Annotated in this window: 21 protein-coding genes; 6 read left to right on the top strand and 15 right to left on the bottom strand. The window is 49.0% G+C overall.

The features are described 5' to 3' along the window. Positions 1 to 165 precede the first annotated feature (165 nt). The gene (locus SPM24T3_RS22865) at positions 166 to 711 is read left to right on the top strand and encodes a gamma carbonic anhydrase family protein (RefSeq protein WP_009639212.1); all 546 of its coding nucleotides are present in this window, start codon (positions 166 to 168) and stop codon (positions 709 to 711) included. Between the two features lie 61 nt (positions 712 to 772). Here SPM24T3_RS22865 and aroE read toward each other — a convergent pair whose 3' ends face one another. From aroE to dprA, 5 genes are read right to left on the bottom strand one after another with little or no spacing between them, the layout of a single operon-like run. Next, entirely contained in the window at positions 773 to 1591 is an 819-nt protein-coding gene (gene aroE, locus SPM24T3_RS22860; RefSeq protein WP_009639211.1) for a shikimate dehydrogenase, read from the bottom strand. Positions 1592 to 1603: 12 nt separating this feature from the next. Continuing rightward, complete coding sequence (gene tsaC / locus SPM24T3_RS22855; protein ID WP_009639210.1) at positions 1604 to 2170, bottom strand: L-threonylcarbamoyladenylate synthase type 1 TsaC; 567 nt, start codon at positions 2168 to 2170, stop codon at positions 1604 to 1606. 4 nt (positions 2171 to 2174) lie between these two features. Then, positions 2175 to 2720, bottom strand: a complete 546-nt coding sequence (locus SPM24T3_RS22850; protein ID WP_009639209.1) for a type I DNA topoisomerase — start codon at positions 2718 to 2720, stop codon at positions 2175 to 2177. A gap of 45 nt (positions 2721 to 2765) precedes the next feature. Then, positions 2766 to 3239, bottom strand: a complete 474-nt coding sequence (locus SPM24T3_RS22845) for a DUF494 family protein (RefSeq protein WP_009639208.1) — start codon at positions 3237 to 3239, stop codon at positions 2766 to 2768. Continuing rightward, positions 3211 to 4380, bottom strand: a complete 1170-nt coding sequence (gene dprA, locus SPM24T3_RS22840; RefSeq protein WP_037379608.1) for a DNA-protecting protein DprA — start codon at positions 4378 to 4380, stop codon at positions 3211 to 3213. The genes SPM24T3_RS22845 and dprA overlap by 29 nt, the downstream gene beginning before the upstream one ends. A gap of 132 nt (positions 4381 to 4512) precedes the next feature. Here dprA and def point away from each other — a divergent pair, with 132 nt between their 5' ends. From def to mscL, 5 genes are all read left to right on the top strand, one after another. Continuing rightward, complete coding sequence (def, locus tag SPM24T3_RS22835) at positions 4513 to 5022, top strand: peptide deformylase (RefSeq protein ID WP_009639206.1); 510 nt, start codon at positions 4513 to 4515, stop codon at positions 5020 to 5022. Between the two features lie 75 nt (positions 5023 to 5097). Beyond that, a complete protein-coding gene (gene fmt, locus SPM24T3_RS22830; protein ID WP_086013248.1) occupies positions 5098 to 6054 on the top strand; it encodes a methionyl-tRNA formyltransferase in 957 nt (318 codons plus the stop codon). 107 nt (positions 6055 to 6161) lie between these two features. After that, the gene (gene rsmB / locus SPM24T3_RS22825) at positions 6162 to 7451 is read left to right on the top strand and encodes a 16S rRNA (cytosine(967)-C(5))-methyltransferase RsmB (protein WP_009639204.1); all 1290 of its coding nucleotides are present in this window, start codon (positions 6162 to 6164) and stop codon (positions 7449 to 7451) included. A gap of 57 nt (positions 7452 to 7508) precedes the next feature. Next, a complete protein-coding gene (gene trkA, locus SPM24T3_RS22820) occupies positions 7509 to 8885 on the top strand; it encodes a Trk system potassium transporter TrkA (RefSeq protein WP_009639203.1) in 1377 nt (458 codons plus the stop codon). Between the two features lie 124 nt (positions 8886 to 9009). Next, positions 9010 to 9426 (top strand): large-conductance mechanosensitive channel protein MscL, encoded by a 417-nt coding sequence (mscL, locus tag SPM24T3_RS22815; RefSeq protein ID WP_009639202.1) that lies wholly within the window; start codon positions 9010 to 9012, stop codon positions 9424 to 9426. Between the two features lie 102 nt (positions 9427 to 9528). Here mscL and SPM24T3_RS22810 read toward each other — a convergent pair whose 3' ends face one another. The 10 genes from SPM24T3_RS22810 to secY all read right to left on the bottom strand — a co-directional run bounded on the left by SPM24T3_RS22810 (position 9529) and on the right by secY (position 15309). Further along, complete coding sequence (locus SPM24T3_RS22810) at positions 9529 to 9720, bottom strand: alternative ribosome-rescue factor A (RefSeq protein WP_009639201.1); 192 nt, start codon at positions 9718 to 9720, stop codon at positions 9529 to 9531. 67 nt (positions 9721 to 9787) lie between these two features. Further along, positions 9788 to 10210: a Zn(2+)-responsive transcriptional regulator gene (gene zntR / locus SPM24T3_RS22805; RefSeq protein ID WP_009639200.1), complete on the bottom strand. Its 423-nt coding sequence runs from the start codon at positions 10208 to 10210 to the stop codon at positions 9788 to 9790. Next, the gene (locus tag SPM24T3_RS22800; protein ID WP_009639199.1) at positions 10203 to 10583 is read right to left on the bottom strand and encodes a DUF1992 domain-containing protein; all 381 of its coding nucleotides are present in this window, start codon (positions 10581 to 10583) and stop codon (positions 10203 to 10205) included. Before SPM24T3_RS22800 ends, zntR begins: the two co-directional genes overlap by 8 nt. 236 nt (positions 10584 to 10819) lie before the next feature. Next, complete coding sequence (rplQ, locus tag SPM24T3_RS22795; protein WP_009639198.1) at positions 10820 to 11209, bottom strand: 50S ribosomal protein L17; 390 nt, start codon at positions 11207 to 11209, stop codon at positions 10820 to 10822. A gap of 40 nt (positions 11210 to 11249) precedes the next feature. Further along, positions 11250 to 12239 carry a DNA-directed RNA polymerase subunit alpha gene (rpoA, locus tag SPM24T3_RS22790; protein ID WP_002919219.1) on the bottom strand — a complete coding sequence of 330 codons (990 nt, stop codon included), beginning with the start codon at positions 12237 to 12239 and terminating at the stop codon, positions 11250 to 11252. 25 nt (positions 12240 to 12264) lie between these two features. Then, positions 12265 to 12885 (bottom strand): 30S ribosomal protein S4, encoded by a 621-nt coding sequence (gene rpsD, locus SPM24T3_RS22785; protein WP_009639197.1) that lies wholly within the window; start codon positions 12883 to 12885, stop codon positions 12265 to 12267. Between the two features lie 30 nt (positions 12886 to 12915). After that, positions 12916 to 13305 (bottom strand): 30S ribosomal protein S11, encoded by a 390-nt coding sequence (gene rpsK, locus SPM24T3_RS22780; protein WP_004929731.1) that lies wholly within the window; start codon positions 13303 to 13305, stop codon positions 12916 to 12918. 17 nt (positions 13306 to 13322) lie between these two features. Beyond that, positions 13323 to 13679 carry a 30S ribosomal protein S13 gene (gene rpsM / locus SPM24T3_RS22775; protein ID WP_009639196.1) on the bottom strand — a complete coding sequence of 119 codons (357 nt, stop codon included), beginning with the start codon at positions 13677 to 13679 and terminating at the stop codon, positions 13323 to 13325. Positions 13680 to 13827: 148 nt separating this feature from the next. Further along, positions 13828 to 13944 (bottom strand): 50S ribosomal protein L36, encoded by a 117-nt coding sequence (gene rpmJ, locus SPM24T3_RS22770; protein ID WP_002227352.1) that lies wholly within the window; start codon positions 13942 to 13944, stop codon positions 13828 to 13830. A 33-nt stretch (positions 13945 to 13977) separates the two neighbouring features. Continuing rightward, positions 13978 to 15309 carry a preprotein translocase subunit SecY gene (secY, locus tag SPM24T3_RS22765; RefSeq protein ID WP_009639195.1) on the bottom strand — a complete coding sequence of 444 codons (1332 nt, stop codon included), beginning with the start codon at positions 15307 to 15309 and terminating at the stop codon, positions 13978 to 13980. Positions 15310 to 15312 lie beyond the last annotated feature (3 nt).

Genomic DNA, 15312 nt, shown 5'->3' with positions numbered 1-15312 from the left:
GCGTTTATTGATCTTTTAATTCTGACTGCCTGTTTTTCGTTCCTTTCGCGGAGTTCTTGTCCGATCCGCATGTTTTATCAACGATCCTGCCGGGCAAAACTAGGTATTCATTGATCCAACGACTATATTGCGGAAAGCATTAATCTCATTAGAGAGGAATAAGTCATGTCACAAGCATTAAGATCCTATAAAGGAACGCATCCAAAATTGGGCGATCGCGTAATGGTTGATCCCACTAGCGTGATTATCGGCGATGTGGATCTGGCTGATGACGTCAGCGTCTGGCCCCTGGTTGCCATTCGTGGTGACGTTAACGGGGTAGTCATTGGCTGTCGCAGCAATATTCAGGACGGCAGTGTATTGCACGTCACCCATCAGTCTGCTCATAACCCGGAAGGTTTCCCGCTAATTATTGGCGAAGACGTAACGGTAGGACATAAAGCTATGCTGCACGGCTGCACCGTGGGCAATAGAGTACTGGTTGGAATGGGATCGATTGTGCTGGATGGCGCGATTATTGAAGATGACGTAATGATTGGCGCGGGAAGTCTGATACCGCCCGGTAAACGATTAGAGAGCGGCTACCTGTATCTGGGGAGCCCGGTTAAACGGATTCGCGAACTGAGCGCCGAAGAGATTGCTGGTTTAACCTATTCATCTAATAACTACGTTAAATGGAAAGATGAATACTTATCGGGAGAAGATAAGTAACAACCTTCTCCTTCATCTATATATAGAGGGGATTCGAATAAACTGATCCCCCTTTAATATCTTAACCGGCCAGATCCTGCTTTAACTGAGTCAAAACCGGTTCAATCTCAGGCATTACGCCGTGCCATAAATAGAAGGCGTGAGCGGCTTGCCCCACCAGCATACCCAAGCCATCTGCCGCGTATTTTGCACCGCATTGTTTTGCCCAGGCAATAAACGGTGTTTCACCCGCCTGATAAAACATATCGTAGATGCGGGTTTCTGCCGTTACGACAGCAACAGGGATCGCGGGTACATCACCTTTAATTCCTGAAGCCGTGGCATTGATGATTAAATCAAAAGCCAGTCCGTCGAGATCGTTTAGCGCAACGGCGGTAATATCACCCTTGGCTGCAAAGATAGAATGCAGATGCTGGGCGCGCTCAAAAGTACGATTGGTGACTACTACTCGGCAACCGTGAGCTAACAGCGGCAGGATTACGCCACGCGCTGCTCCTCCGGCACCCACCAGCAGAACGCGATCGCCTGCTTTGATCATATTTAAACGTTGCAGATCGCTAATCATACCAATGCCGTCGGTGTTATCCCCCAGCAATCGACCATCTTCAAGCTTCTTCAATGTATTAACAGCACCGCTCAGCGCAGCGCGATCCGAGAGTTCATCAGACTCGGCAAAGGCGCGCTCCTTAAATGGAACAGTAATATTTGCTCCGCTTGCGCCATTAGCAAAGAAGCCGCGCAACGTTTCTTCAAACTCATCATGAGGTGCCAAAACAGTACCGTACTGATGGTTGATCCCGGTTTGCTCGGCAAAAAGGGCGTGAATACGCGGTGACTTGCTATGACCGATTGGGTTACCGAATACAGCGAAAGAAGACATGACAGATTTTCCTTAACCTTGGCGTATAAGTTCGCCGGTAGCAGCATCTTTGATTTCAGACGGGTTTTCCCGCCCACCGACGTTTCCTTCCAGCACAGGGAAATCAGAACCAAACTGCATTCTAACATCGTCTGCCGTGCGGCCTGGAGGCTGGCCACTAAGATTCGCACTGGTTGAAACCAGAGGTTTGCCATACTGGCGGCAGAGTTGTTTAACCAATGGATGATCGCTAACACGCACGGCCAGTGAGCTAAAACGCCCGGTAAGCCATTGCGGCGTGGTAGCTTTAGCGGGCATAACCCAAGTCACCGGCCCCGGCCAACTGGCAAAAATCTGCTCTCGACGATCGGCACTTAGCCGAGAATCATCTATATAAGGTAACAGTTGCTCGTAGCTGTCGGCGATTAGGATCAGACCTTTATCGCGCGGTCTTTGCTTAAGCGCCAGCAGCGCCTCGACAGCCTGCTCACTATCGGGGTCACAACCCAGACCAAAAACGGCCTCGGTCGGATAGGCAATAACGTGTTGAAGCTCTAATGCCTGCAAGATGGCAGACAGATTGGATTGTTGTGTCGTCATGAGTTTAATCTACTTTTACTACGGCTTTACCGCATAGCTTACTGGCACAGAATAGCTTGATTCCCTGCGCCGTTTTCTTTTCCATCAATAATGGATATTGGCAGAACTCGCAGGTCCCGGCCACTGGAATATTGTTGATTGCAAACTGGCAATCTGGATAGCGGTTGCAGGCATGAAACACTTTACCGAAACGGGATTTGCGTTGCAGCAAATGGCCCTGACCGCACTGCGGGCAAGATAGTGTCGTTTCTTCAGGTTTATCGATAACTTCGGTATGGTCGCATGCCGGATAATCCGAACAGCTGATGAACATGCCATATCGCCCCTGTCGTAAAACCAGCGTTGCCTGGCACTTGGGACAAAGCTGTCCATCGAGAATTTTAACGATATGGCCATCGGCCTGAGCTTTTAACGGTCGGATGTGCTGACATTCAGGATAGTTGGAACAGCCTAGAAAAGGGCCGTGGCGACCACTACGGATCACCAAACAGGCCCCGCATTCCGGACAAATTTCACTTTGCTTCCCAGCAAAAAGCGTTGCTTTAGTCATACTCTGTGTTTTACCCGTTATCTGACAGGCGAATACTAAATCGCTTTAGTGCAGATAACCTTCATTAACATCAAATAACAGCTCTTCCATTTGCTGGTATGCACTTTCATATCCTGGAATATTAAAGAGAACCATCAGCACGACCCACTTAAGGTCTTCAAGATCGAACTCGTCGGTATCCAGAGCCATAACACGATCGACGACCATCTCCCTGGTGTCGACATTCAACACTTTAATCTGTTCCAGAAATAGCAGGAAGCCCCGGCAGCTGACATCTAAGCGACTCATTTCTTCGTCGGTATAAACTCTCAGAGCAAAAGGATCTGCATCCAGTAAATAGGATGGAGTACCGCCCTCTTGCAGATCAGCAAGTTTTTCAAGCCAATTTAATGCATTGTGGATATCAGTCCGATGAAATCCAGCCTCGGTTAAGTCATCCGTTAAACTATCTTGGTCGACACTCATCTCCGCTTCGTTGTGAATGTAAGTTTCAAATAAGTACATTAGTACGTCGAACATGGCCTGCCCTCCTAATTCGGACATAGCCGCCGGATACAGCTGCGATCCATCCTGCTAACTCCAGCTCGAGCAGTTTACCTACTACCACTGGCACAGGTTGGCCGGCACGTTCAGCGACGACGTCAACAGGTGTCACCTCATATCCTACGTTAGCCAACACATCGACAAATGGCAATTCAAGTTCAGCAACTTCAGCACAAATATTTACTTCGGCAGCAATTTTTTCGCGTAACGAGGCCGAATCGGTGAAAAAAGACGATTTTTCTGCCGATAGCCAGGTCAATCCGCTGCCGATATGCTCGGCGATATCAATCGGGTCTGTCACCAGGTAAGCGCCCTGTTTGATAAGCCAATGGGATCCCTCACTGTTAGGGCTGTCTATTGCTCCGGGCAATGCGAAGACCTCCCTTCCTTGCTCCAGCGCACAACGTGCAGTAATCAGCGAACCGCTGCGTTGGGAGGCTTCCACAATCAATACGCCAACACTCATCCCACTGATAATTCTATTTCTGCGTGGGAAGTTATGCGGTATTGGCGGCATATTGAGTGGAAATTCTGAAACCAGCGCGCCTCCCTGCTCGACAATGCGATCCGCCAGCGAAGTATGACAGCGTGGATGGATCCGTCGCAGCCCGCTCCCCAACACCGCCACGGTTTTACCCTTGGCTTCCAAAGCCGCGCGGTGGCAGATTCCGTCAATGCCGAGAGCCAGTCCGCTCGTAATAGTAAAACCAGAGTTAACCAATCCGGCAGCAAAATATTGCGCCCAGTGTTCACCATAGCTGCTGCAGTGACGGCTGCCGACCATCGCTAATTGTGGTGAGTTGAGCAGCTCCAGAGGCCCTTTTACGTAAAGCAACCGTGGCGGCGAGGCGATCTGTTTCAACAGCGGAGGATAGTCGGCGCTGTTGAAACAGATCAGATGCTGATCCTCTTCTTCAGTCCATTTCAAAGATGCATTGATATCAATCAACCGAGGATGAAGATAGGCGGTAATCTGAGCCTCGTTTAACCCGAGCGCAGCGAGCAAGGCAAAGGTGTGACGATCGTGATTGATCAGTTCATCGACCAGCCAACACAACCTCGCTGCGCCTAGCCCTCTCACCTCGGATAACCTGAGCCACACTTCCTGTTGTGTCATGGTCGATATTTCCCGTTCAGACGCCACCGCGACGCCATGCTCAATTGATACACGATGCTGTCAATCAGAGCCGGAAATGTCTAGAATAGAGATTATATATCGTCAATCCTTTGAATAAAGATCCAGAGATTTATGTCCGTATTACAAATATTGCATTTCCCAGACGACAGGCTTCGCATTGTTGCTAAACCAGTCAAAGAAGTTAACGCCGAAATTCAGCAGATCGTCGATGATATGTTCGAAACGATGTATGCCGAAGAAGGTATCGGGCTGGCCGCAACTCAGGTGAACATCCACCAGCGCATTATCGTTATTGATGTTACTGACGATAAGAGCCAACAGTTGGTGCTGATTAACCCTGAACTGCTGGAGCAAAGCGGTGAAACGGGCATCGAAGAAGGCTGTCTGTCTATCCCTGACCAACGCGGTCTCGTGCCTCGTGCAGCAAATGTGAAGATCCGTGCGCTCGACAGAAACGGCAAAAGCTTTGAGCTTGAAGCCGATGAGCTGCTGGCGATTTGCATTCAGCACGAGATGGACCACCTGATTGGCAAGCTGTTCGTCGATTACTTATCGCCTCTGAAACGTCAGCGCATCCGTCAGAAGATGGAAAAACTGGCGAAGCTCAACGCTCGCGGCTAATTGCTGCACGTTGCGTTAGTCATCTCAGGCTATTTTTAATAAGCCGATTTTCCCAGGCTCGCTTTACAGCCTCTTTTGTACAGGAAATGTGCTTTGCGAATAATTTTTGCCGGTACCCCTGATTTTGCAGCGCGTCATCTTGACGCGCTTTTAACATCTGAACATCAGATTGTTGGCGTTTTCACGCAGCCCGACCGCCCGGCAGGACGGGGAAATAAATTAACTCCCAGCCCAGTAAAGACCCTGGCTCTGCAACATGACATCCCTGTGTTTCAGCCAAAATCCCTGCGACCTGAAGAAAATCAGCACCTGGTTGCTGATTTACAGGCCGACGTGATGGTGGTGGTTGCCTATGGACTGATTTTACCCAAAGCGGTGTTGGCCATGCCGAAACTGGGTTGCATCAATGTTCACGGTTCTCTGCTGCCTCGCTGGCGCGGAGCGGCGCCTATCCAGCGTTCGCTGTGGGCCGGTGATGCTGAAACCGGCGTGACAATTATGCAAATGGACGTTGGTCTTGATACCGGCGATATGCTGCATAAAATTCACTGCCCGATCGAAGCCGAAGATACCAGTGCGACGCTTTATGCCAAGCTTGCCGAGCTTGGCCCTGTTGGCATGTTAGAAACGCTGCAACAGCTTGAGCAAGGAACCGCCAGCCCTGAAGTTCAGGACGAATCGCTGGTCACCTATGCAGAAAAGCTGAGCAAGGAAGAAGCACGCCTGGATTGGTCACTGAGCGCGGGGCAGCTCGAGCGTTGCATTCGTGCTTTCAATCCGTGGCCGGTAAGCTACTTTGTCATCGATGATCAGCCGGTGAAAGTCTGGCAGGCGCAGGTTATCGATGCCGATAAAAGCGGCCTTGCGCCGGGCACGATTCTCGCGGCGGATAAAAAAGGCATTCAGATAGCCACCGCACAAGGCGTGCTAAACATTACCCAACTTCAGCCTGCGGGTAAAAAACCGATGTCTGCTCAGGATCTGCTGAATTCACGCAGTGAATGGTTCACGCCAGGCACCGTTTTAAACTAATAACGCCACCCGGTATCCTCGACTCATTCAAGATGCCGGGTTCTGCTCTCTCCTTTTATTTATGCTGGCTCAGGTCGGCATGCTGACTGAGGTCAGCTTTTTTGACTATGAAAAACACCTATAACCTCCGCAGCATTGCTGCAAAAGCAATCAGCCAGGTTTTGGATCAGGGCCAGTCACTGTCGACCATCCTTCCAGGCTTGCAGAAAAGTATCGCCGATAAAGACAAGGCGCTGCTGCAAGAACTGTGTTTTGGCACACTCCGCGTTTTACCCGAGCTGGAATGGTGCTTACAGCAGTTGATGGCCAAACCTTTGACAGGTAAACAGCGTACGCTGCACTATCTACTAATGGTCGGTTTGTATCAAATGCTGCATACCCGCATCCCGCCACACGCCATTCTCGCCGAAACCGTTGAAGGTGCAGTCGCCCTGAAGCGTCCACAGCTAAAAGGGTTAATCAACGGCGTGTTGCGTCAGTTTCAGCGTCAGCAAGTCGATCTTCTGCAACGTATGCAAAACAACGATAGCCGCTACCTGCATCCTAGCTGGTTGTTGAAACGAATCAAAAATGCCTACCCTGAACAGTGGCAGCAAATTCTTGACGCCAACAACCAGCGTCCGCCAATGTGGTTACGCGTAAATCGTCAACATCATACTCGCGATGCGTATCTGGCTCTGTTAATCGAGGCCGGAATCGAAGCTCATCCACATCCCGATTATGCGGATGCCCTGCGTCTGGAAACTCCGTGCGGCGTGACATCCTTACCTGGATTTGATCAAGGATGGGTAACGGTTCAGGATGCCTCGGCTCAAGGCAGTGTTGATCTGCTGGATCCGCAAGACGGCGAAGCGATCCTCGATCTTTGCTGTGCGCCAGGCGGAAAAACCACACATATTCTCGAGGCTGCCCCTAAGGCTCACGTTTTAGCGGTAGATGTCGACAAGCAGCGTTTGCAACGTGTTCATGAAAACCTGCAACGCCTCGGCCTACATGCCGAAGTGAAACAGGGCGATGGTCGAGAGCCTCACGTTTGGGCTACCGGCAAGGTCTTCGACAAGATCCTGCTTGATGCACCTTGCTCGGCAACTGGGGTTATTCGCCGTCATCCAGATATTAAATGGCTGCGCAGAGACAGCGACATTACCGAGCTGGCGAGCCTGCAGGCGGAGATTCTGGAAGCAATTTGGCCTACGCTTAAACCACAAGGCACATTAGTGTATGCCACCTGTTCCATCCTCCCCGAAGAGAACAGCGAACAGATTACTGCCTTCCTTGCCCGTCATCCGGAGGCTAGACTGGTAGAAACCGGGGATATTGAGCGACCAGGCAAACAAAATCTCCCTGATGCAAACAGTGGTGATGGTTTCTATTACGCCAAGCTGATCAAAGGCTAACGTCATCTTGTTAAGTCGGCGGCCCTTGACGACATTTTAAGCAATACAGAGAGTGCTATGAAAATAATAATTCTCGGTGCTGGCCAGGTTGGCGGCACGCTGGCAGAAAATCTGGTCGGTGAGAACAATGATATTACTATCGTTGATACCAATACCTCTCGCCTGCGACAGTTGCAGGACAAGTTCGATCTGCGTGTCGTTCAGGGCCACGGTTCACATCCTCGTGTTCTACGTGAAGCCGGAGCAGAAGATGCCGATATGCTGGTTGCCGTGACCAGCTCTGATGAAACCAACATGGTGGCTTGCCAGATAGCCTACTCATTATTCAATACGCCTAACCGAATTGCCCGGATACGCTCGCCTGAATACATTCGTGAGTCCGAGAAGTTATTCCAGCCAGAAGCCGTGCCAATTGACCACCTAATCTCTCCCGAGCAGCTGGTCATCGACTACATCTACAAGCTGATTGAGTATCCTGGCGCATTACAGGTAGTGAACTTTGCCGAAGGTAAAGTCAGCATCGCGGCGGTAAAAGCCTATTACGGTGGCCCGTTAGTAGGCAGCGCGTTGTCAGCCATGCGTGAGCATATGCCGCATATTGATACCCGCGTGGCCGCGATATTTCGTCAAGATCGCCCAATTCGACCGCAGGGCTCTACCATTATCGAAGCCGGTGATGAAGTATTCTTCGTAGCGGCCTCTCAGCATATTCGTGCAGTGATGAGCGAATTACAGCGTCTGGAAAAACCCTACAAGCGCATTATGATTGTGGGCGGCGGCAATGTCGGTGCAGGTTTGGCCATGCGTCTTGAGAAAAACTATAGCGTCAAGCTAATCGAACGCGATCAGCAGCGTGCTGCAGAATTAGCTGAGTTGTTGCAAGATACCATCGTGTTTTATGGTGATGCTTCTGACCAGGAATTACTGGCAGAAGAACATATTGAGCAGGTCGACGTGTTTATTGCCATCACTAACGATGATGAAGCGAATATTATGTCCGCTATGTTGGCAAAGCGCATGGGCGCTAAAAAGGCGATGGTGCTTATCCAGCGTAGCGCCTACGTTGACCTTGTTCAGGGAAGCGTAATTGATATCGCCATCTCTCCACAGCAGGCAACAATTTCTGCCCTGCTGGGTCACGTACGTAAGGCGGATATAGTTAGCGTTTCCTCCCTGCGTCGCGGAGTTGCCGAAGCAATCGAGGCGATTGCACACGGTGATGAAAGTACTTCGAAAGTTGTCGGACGCACCGTTGAGCAGATAAAACTACCACCGGGTACCACGATTGGTGCTGTTGTGCGCGGTAATGAAGTGATCATCGCAAGCGGCATGACGCGCATTCAGCAAGGCGATCACGTAGTGATGTTTATTACCGACAAAAAATTCGTTCGCGATGTGGAAAGATTGTTCCAACCGAGCCCGTTCTTCCTTTAAAAAATCAACTTAAGTTAAATTTAATACGAATTTAGGCAAATATTAATAACACCAGTAGCGCATCTGCTACAAATGGTCTTTACTTTGTTTGACATAATTAGTGGATTTGCCAAGGAGTTACATTATGAGTTTTGTGAAGGATTTTCGCGACTTTGCCATGCGCGGCAACGTGGTTGATCTAGCGGTTGGTGTGATCATCGGTGCAGCATTTGGTAAAATAGTTTCATCTTTGGTTGCCGATATTATTATGCCTCCGCTGGGTTTGTTAATTGGCGGCGTAGATTTTAAATCTTTCCAATGGGTACTACGTGATGCTGTCGGAACAGCGCCTGCCGTAGTGATGCATTACGGTGTTTTCATTCAGAACATTTTTGATTTCGTCATCGTTGCCTTGGCTATTTTCTGTGCTATTAAGTTAATAAGTAAATTGCGCAGGAAAGAAGAGGCCGCACCGGCAGCCCCTCCAAAGCCAACTGCTGAAGAAATATTATTGACCGAGATCCGCGATCTGCTGAAAGAACAGCAAACCCCGCGCCTATAACCAAGAATTTAGATTAAAAAAGCCATCGGAGACGATGGCTTTTTTATTGTAGGAAATTAACTGAGGAATTAGAGAGTTATCAGGAAAGCAGTGTTAAATGTTTTATGCAATCATCAGATTAAAACGTTTAAGACTGCCCTCCCAATTTGCTCCTTTACCTTTTTTATCTTTGCGGCGATAGCTGCCTTTACCTTTCAAACTTTTTTCTACCCGTTGGCGGAACAGTGGATCATGCAGCAATGCTTGAATTGCATTGTCCTGAATCACACCTTTATTGTGTTTATACTGACTCATAGTCACCTCATTATATTGGCGTTTCGCAGCAATTATCACTGCGGAGATAAATCTAGACCCTATTTTGTTAATTTGCAATATCGCCACTGGCACCGTTTTCCAGTGCCTCAATGATTGAGCAACTGCGACTGGTATGTGCCCCGCCACAACAAGCTGCACTAAGTCGTTGTAGTGAATCACGCATGCGCAACAGCTCGCTCAACTTATGCTCAACCTCAGACAAGCGGCGGTCGACGATCGATTTTGACTCTTGGCAGGTGTGCTGTGCAGGATCGATGCGGATCGATAATAATTCACTGATGGCTTCCAACGTAAAACCCGTCGTTTTTGCATAGCGTATAAACCGCAGCCGCTGAAGATCATTCTCAGTGTAAAGACGGTAACCGGATTCACTCCGCACTCCCAATGACATCATGCCCTGCTTTTCATAATAACGGATGGTATCCGGCGTCACGTCGGCGAGTTTGGCTAATTCACCAATCTTAAACATCATGTTCTCCAATGAACTGTTTTTGTAATCTGGCCTGATAATTAACCTCATCGAGGAAGTCAGTGCTCATGCCAGCCTGATGAAGACGAAGTCTTAGAATAGTTAACCGTTTCTCTGCCTTGAGGTAATCTTCAGAATCTGCGGCAACCTGTTTCAACAGTATCTGTAAATCAACCGCCTCTTTACGGTCCTGAATTTCAGGCGGCAAATAACCGGCATTTTTGAGTATCCGATAAGCTACGCGCAGCTCTGGAGGGACACCACTATCGTCATCCATTACTAGCGGTGAACCTGCTCCAGGAAGGTTGTCGAACTCACCTTTAGCCTGTGCATCAAGAATATGTCTTTCGGCCCATTGATCACTCAGAAACATAGCGTCTCCTGCAGAATAAAATGAAAACTGATGGTTAGCATAGCGCGGTGAAAGATAAAAGCGTAGAGCGGAGCAATATCTACAAAGCTTGTCAGAAGTTAACTGACTGATATTGTTTAGATAGGCTTTTGAAAGGGTAATAGAGGAAACTGTGGCGGAAAACAATTAATGAATAGGGCAAAATTTAAATGTAAAAAAACCGGGCTTTTGGCCCGGTCTTTTCATGCATCTACAGATTATTCAGCAGTTGCTACTTCTGCGCTTGACTCTGCACGATCAACGAGCTCGATGTATGCCATCGGCGCATTGTCGCCTGCACGGAAACCACACTTAAGAATACGAGTGTAACCACCGGCACGGCTCGCGAAACGCGGGCCCAGTTCATTAAACAGTTTTGCCACGATCTCGTTATCACGAGTACGGGCGAATGCCAGACGACGATTTGCAACGTTGTCGGTCTTGGCAAGAGTAATCAGCGGCTCAACAACGCGACGCAGCTCTTTCGCTTTCGGCAGGGTCGTCTTGATTATTTCATGACGAACCAAAGAGCCGGCCATGTTACGGAACATAGCCGTACGGTGGCTGCTGTTACGGTTCAGTTGACGACCACTCTTACGATGGCGCATGACCTTATCCTTCTCAGTAAAACCTTAACCTGTGATCCGGTTACTCGTCAGCAATACTTGCAGGTGGCCAGTTTTCCAGGCGCATGCCCAGAGACAAACCACGGGAAGCAAGTACGTCTTTAATCTCGGTAAGAGATTTTTTACCTAAGTTAGGCGTCTTAAGAAGCTCAACTTCGGTACGCTGTACCAGATCACCGATGTAGTGGATTGCTTCTGCTTTGAGGCAGTTAGCAGAGCGGACAGTCAATTCCAGATCGTCAACAGGGCGCAGCAGGATTGGATCGAACTCCGGCTTCTCTTCTTTGACTTCTGGTTGACGTACATCACGTAAATCAACAAAAGCTTCAAGTTGTTCAGCAAGAATGGTTGCCGCACGACGGATCGCCTCTTCAGGATCGATCGTACCGTTGGTTTCCATTTCGATAACCAGCTTGTCCAAATCAGTACGCTGTTCTACACGCGCTGCTTCAACATTGTAGGCAATTCGCTCTACAGGGCTGTAGCATGCATCTACTAACAGACGACCAATTGGGCGCTCATCTTCTTCCGAATGAATTCGGGCAGACGCCGGCACATAACCCCTACCGCGCTGAACTTTGATACGCATACTGATAGCAGCGTTTTCATCGGTCAGGTGGCAGATAACGTGTTGCGGCTTGACGATTTCGACATCACCATCATGGGTAATGTCGGCTGCAGTCACAGGGCCAATGCCAGACTTATTCAGGGTAAGAATAACTTCATCTTTCCCTTGAACTCTCACCGCCAGCCCTTTCAGGTTGAGCAGGATTTCCAGGATGTCTTCCTGTACGCCTTCTTTGGTGCTGTACTCATGCAGTACACCATCAATCTCAACCTCGGTCACCGCGCAACCCGGCATGGATGAAAGCAGAATACGGCGCAGTGCGTTGCCTAAAGTATGGCCAAAGCCACGTTCTAAAGGCTCAAGGGTCACCTTGGCGTGCGTCGAACTGACTTGCTCGATATCTACCAGGCGCGGTTTTAGAAACTCTGTCACAGAACCCTGCATTGTGTCCTCTCTTTGGTACTAAGCTTTACTTAGAGTAAAGCTCGACGATCAGGTGTTCGTTAATGTCAGCTGACAGATCGGCGCGTTCAGGATTACGTTTGAACTGACCTTCCATCTTAGCAGCATCAACTTCAAGCCAAGTCGGCTTTTCACGCTGTTCAGCCAACTCCAAAGCGGCCTTCACGCGAGATTGCTTTTTAGCTTTCTCACGGATGCTGACAACGTCATTCGGAGATACCTGATAAGAAGCGATGTTGACAACGCGACCGTTTACCATAACTGCTTTGTGGCTAACCAGCTGGCGTGACTCTGCACGCGTAGCGCCGAAGCCCATACGGTAAACAACGTTATCCAGACGACCTTCCAGAAGTTGCAACAGGTTTTCACCGGTGTTGCCCTTCAGGCGGGCTGCTTCTTGGTAGTAGTTACGGAACTGGCGCTCCAGAACACCGTAGGTACGGCGAACTTTTTGCTTTTCACGTAACTGCACGCCATAGTCAGACAGACGCGGTTTACGCGCACCGTGCTGACCAGGAGCTTGATCAATCTTACACTTGGTATCGATCGCGCGAACACCAGATTTAAGGAATAAATCTGTGCCCTCACGACGGCTAAGCTTGAGCTTAGGACCCAAATATCTTGCCATTTTCTCTCTCCAACAATCCTAAAAGCAGCGTTATACGCGACGCTTTTTCGGCGGACGACAACCGTTATGAGGGATAGGAGTCACATCAGTAATATTAGTGATGCGGAAACCAGCCGCGTTTAATGCGCGGATAGTAGACTCACGACCAGGACCAGGTCCTTTAACCATAACTTCCAGATTCTTGATACCGTACTCTTTCACTGCATCTGCACAGCGCTCTGCTGCAACCTGAGCTGCGAACGGAGTGGATTTACGAGAACCACGGAAACCGGAACCACCAGCTGTTGCCCAACCCAAAGCATTACCCTGACGATCGGTAATAGTCACAATGGTGTTGTTGAAAGACGCATGGATATGAGCCACGCCGTCAGAGACTTGTTTTCTTACACGCTTACGTGTACGAACAGGTGCCTTTGCCATTTATTCTATCACCCCGATTATTTCTTGATCGGTTTGCGCGGACCCTTACGGGTACGTGCGTTAGTCTTGGTACGCTGACCGCGTACTGGAAGACCACGACGATGACGCAAACCACGATAAGTTCCAAGGTCCATAAGACGCTTGATGCTCAGGGTGACTTCACGACGCAGATCACCTTCAACAATGAACTTGGCGACTTCGTCACGCAGCAATTCGATTTGCTCTTCAGACAGCTCTCTGATCTTAACATTTTCAGCAATACCAGACGCAGCACAGATAGCCTGTGAGCGGGTTTTACCGATACCGTAGATCGAAGTTAATGCGATCACGGTATGTTTCTGATCAGGAATGTTAATGCCTGCTATACGGGCCACTATGCACTCCTACTATTTATATACGGCAACACCATTCTGAAAAGCCCGTTTTCAGGATACTCAAATAGTGATGCAGCTTACATACAAAAGATTGGCTGGCTAATCTAGCCAGCTCAACCCAACTTTGCAAGAAAAATATGCGAGATAATCAGCCTTGACGCTGTTTATGCTTCGGCTCGGCGCTGCAGATTACGCGAACGACACCGTTACGCTTAACAATTTTGCAGTTACGACATAATTTCTTGACGGAAGCACGAACTTTCATTTTTACTCTCCGTTACTTCGCAAACACACCAGATTAGCGATTATTGCCTTTCAGGTTTGCTTTCTTCAGCGCAGACTCATACTGACTTGACATCATCAGAGTTTGCACTTGAGCCATAAAGTCCATGATGACCACAACTACGATGAGCAGCGATGTGCCACCGAAGTAGAATGGAACATTCATTGCGTCACGCATGAACTCCGGGATAAGGCAGATAAAAGTAATGTACAACGCGCCGACCAAAGTCAGGCGGGTCATTACCTTATCAATATACTTCGCCGTTTGCTCTCCCGGACGAATTCCTGGTACAAATGCACCGGACTTCTTCAGGTTATCTGCTGTCTCACGCGGGTTGAACACCAACGCAGTATAAAAGAAACAGAAGAAGATGATTGCAGTAGCATAGAGTAACACATAAAGCGGTTGCCCAGGCTGCAAATACAGCGAAATTGTTGTCAGCCAGTTCCAACCAGTTCCGCCACCGAACCATGATGCAATCGTGGCCGGGAACAGAATGATGCTGGAAGCAAAAATAGCAGGAATTACGCCGGCCATATTCACTTTCAACGGTAAGTGTGTGCTCTGTGCTGCATAAACACGACGACCTTGTTGACGTTTGGCGTAGTTAACGACGATACGACGTTGACCACGTTCCATAAAGATAACAAAGAACGTCACTGCAAACACTAATACTGCAACCAACAGCAACAGGAGGAAGTGCAGGTCGCCTTGTCTAGCCTGTTCGATAGTATGGCCAACAGCTGTCGGGAGACCCGCTACAATACCAGCAAAGATTATGATTGAAATACCGTTACCGATACCACGTTCAGTAATCTGTTCACCCAGCCACATCAGGAACATTGTCCCGGTAACCAGACTCACAACTGCAGTAAAGTAGAATGAAAGGCCTGGGTTTAACACCAGACCTTGCATACCAGGCATATTCGGTAAACCGGTAGCAATACCGATTGACTGGAATACGGCCAAAACCAGCGTACCGTAGCGGGTGTACTGGCTAATCTTACGACGGCCAGCCTCCCCTTCTTTCTTTATTTCTGCTAACGCTGGATGAACCACCGTTAACAGCTGGATAATAATCGATGCCGAAATATACGGCATGATTCCCAGAGCAAAGATCGAAGCACGGCTAAGAGCACCACCAGAGAACATGTTAAACATTTCAATGATGGTGCCTCTTTGCTGCTCGAGCATTTTAGCAAGTACAGTGGCATCAATACCAGGGATCGGAATAAAAGAGCCGATACGGAAAACAATCAGCGCACCGATAACAAACAAAAGTCTGCGCTTCAGCTCGCCAAGTCCACCTTTAGCACTTTGAAAATCTAATCCCGGTTGCTTAGCCATCTG

The organism is Serratia sp. M24T3, assembly GCF_000257645.1.
Classification (GTDB): Bacteria; Pseudomonadota; Gammaproteobacteria; order Enterobacterales; family Enterobacteriaceae; genus Rouxiella.
The sequence above is the reverse complement of the archived record's forward strand: the minus strand, read 5'-3'. Positions and strand labels throughout refer to the sequence as shown.

Bases quoted from the DNA above. Each gene is read 5' to 3' on its own strand.
- SPM24T3_RS22865 (WP_009639212.1), top strand. From the start codon at position 166: ATGTCACAAGCATTAAGATCCTATAAAGGAACGCATCCAAAATTGGGC.
- aroE (WP_009639211.1), bottom strand. From the start codon at position 1,591: ATGTCTTCTTTCGCTGTATTCGGTAACCCAATCGGTCATAGCAAGTCA.
- tsaC (WP_009639210.1), bottom strand. From the start codon at position 2,170: ATGACGACACAACAATCCAATCTGTCTGCCATCTTGCAGGCATTAGAG.
- SPM24T3_RS22850 (WP_009639209.1), bottom strand. From the start codon at position 2,720: ATGACTAAAGCAACGCTTTTTGCTGGGAAGCAAAGTGAAATTTGTCCG.
- SPM24T3_RS22845 (WP_009639208.1), bottom strand. From the start codon at position 3,239: ATGTTCGACGTACTAATGTACTTATTTGAAACTTACATTCACAACGAA.
- dprA (WP_037379608.1), bottom strand. From the start codon at position 4,380: ATGACACAACAGGAAGTGTGGCTCAGGTTATCCGAGGTGAGAGGGCTA.
- def (WP_009639206.1), top strand. From the start codon at position 4,513: ATGTCCGTATTACAAATATTGCATTTCCCAGACGACAGGCTTCGCATT.
- rsmB (WP_009639204.1), top strand. From the start codon at position 6,162: ATGAAAAACACCTATAACCTCCGCAGCATTGCTGCAAAAGCAATCAGC.
- trkA (WP_009639203.1), top strand. From the start codon at position 7,509: ATGAAAATAATAATTCTCGGTGCTGGCCAGGTTGGCGGCACGCTGGCA.
- mscL (WP_009639202.1), top strand. From the start codon at position 9,010: ATGAGTTTTGTGAAGGATTTTCGCGACTTTGCCATGCGCGGCAACGTG.
- SPM24T3_RS22810 (WP_009639201.1), bottom strand. From the start codon at position 9,720: ATGAGTCAGTATAAACACAATAAAGGTGTGATTCAGGACAATGCAATT.
- zntR (WP_009639200.1), bottom strand. From the start codon at position 10,210: ATGTTTAAGATTGGTGAATTAGCCAAACTCGCCGACGTGACGCCGGAT.
- SPM24T3_RS22800 (WP_009639199.1), bottom strand. From the start codon at position 10,583: ATGTTTCTGAGTGATCAATGGGCCGAAAGACATATTCTTGATGCACAG.
- rplQ (WP_009639198.1), bottom strand. From the start codon at position 11,209: ATGCGCCATCGTAAGAGTGGTCGTCAACTGAACCGTAACAGCAGCCAC.
- rpoA (WP_002919219.1), bottom strand. From the start codon at position 12,239: ATGCAGGGTTCTGTGACAGAGTTTCTAAAACCGCGCCTGGTAGATATC.
- rpsD (WP_009639197.1), bottom strand. From the start codon at position 12,885: ATGGCAAGATATTTGGGTCCTAAGCTCAAGCTTAGCCGTCGTGAGGGC.
- rpsK (WP_004929731.1), bottom strand. From the start codon at position 13,305: ATGGCAAAGGCACCTGTTCGTACACGTAAGCGTGTAAGAAAACAAGTC.
- rpmJ (WP_002227352.1), bottom strand. From the start codon at position 13,944: ATGAAAGTTCGTGCTTCCGTCAAGAAATTATGTCGTAACTGCAAAATT.
- secY (WP_009639195.1), bottom strand. From the start codon at position 15,309: ATGGCTAAGCAACCGGGATTAGATTTTCAAAGTGCTAAAGGTGGACTT.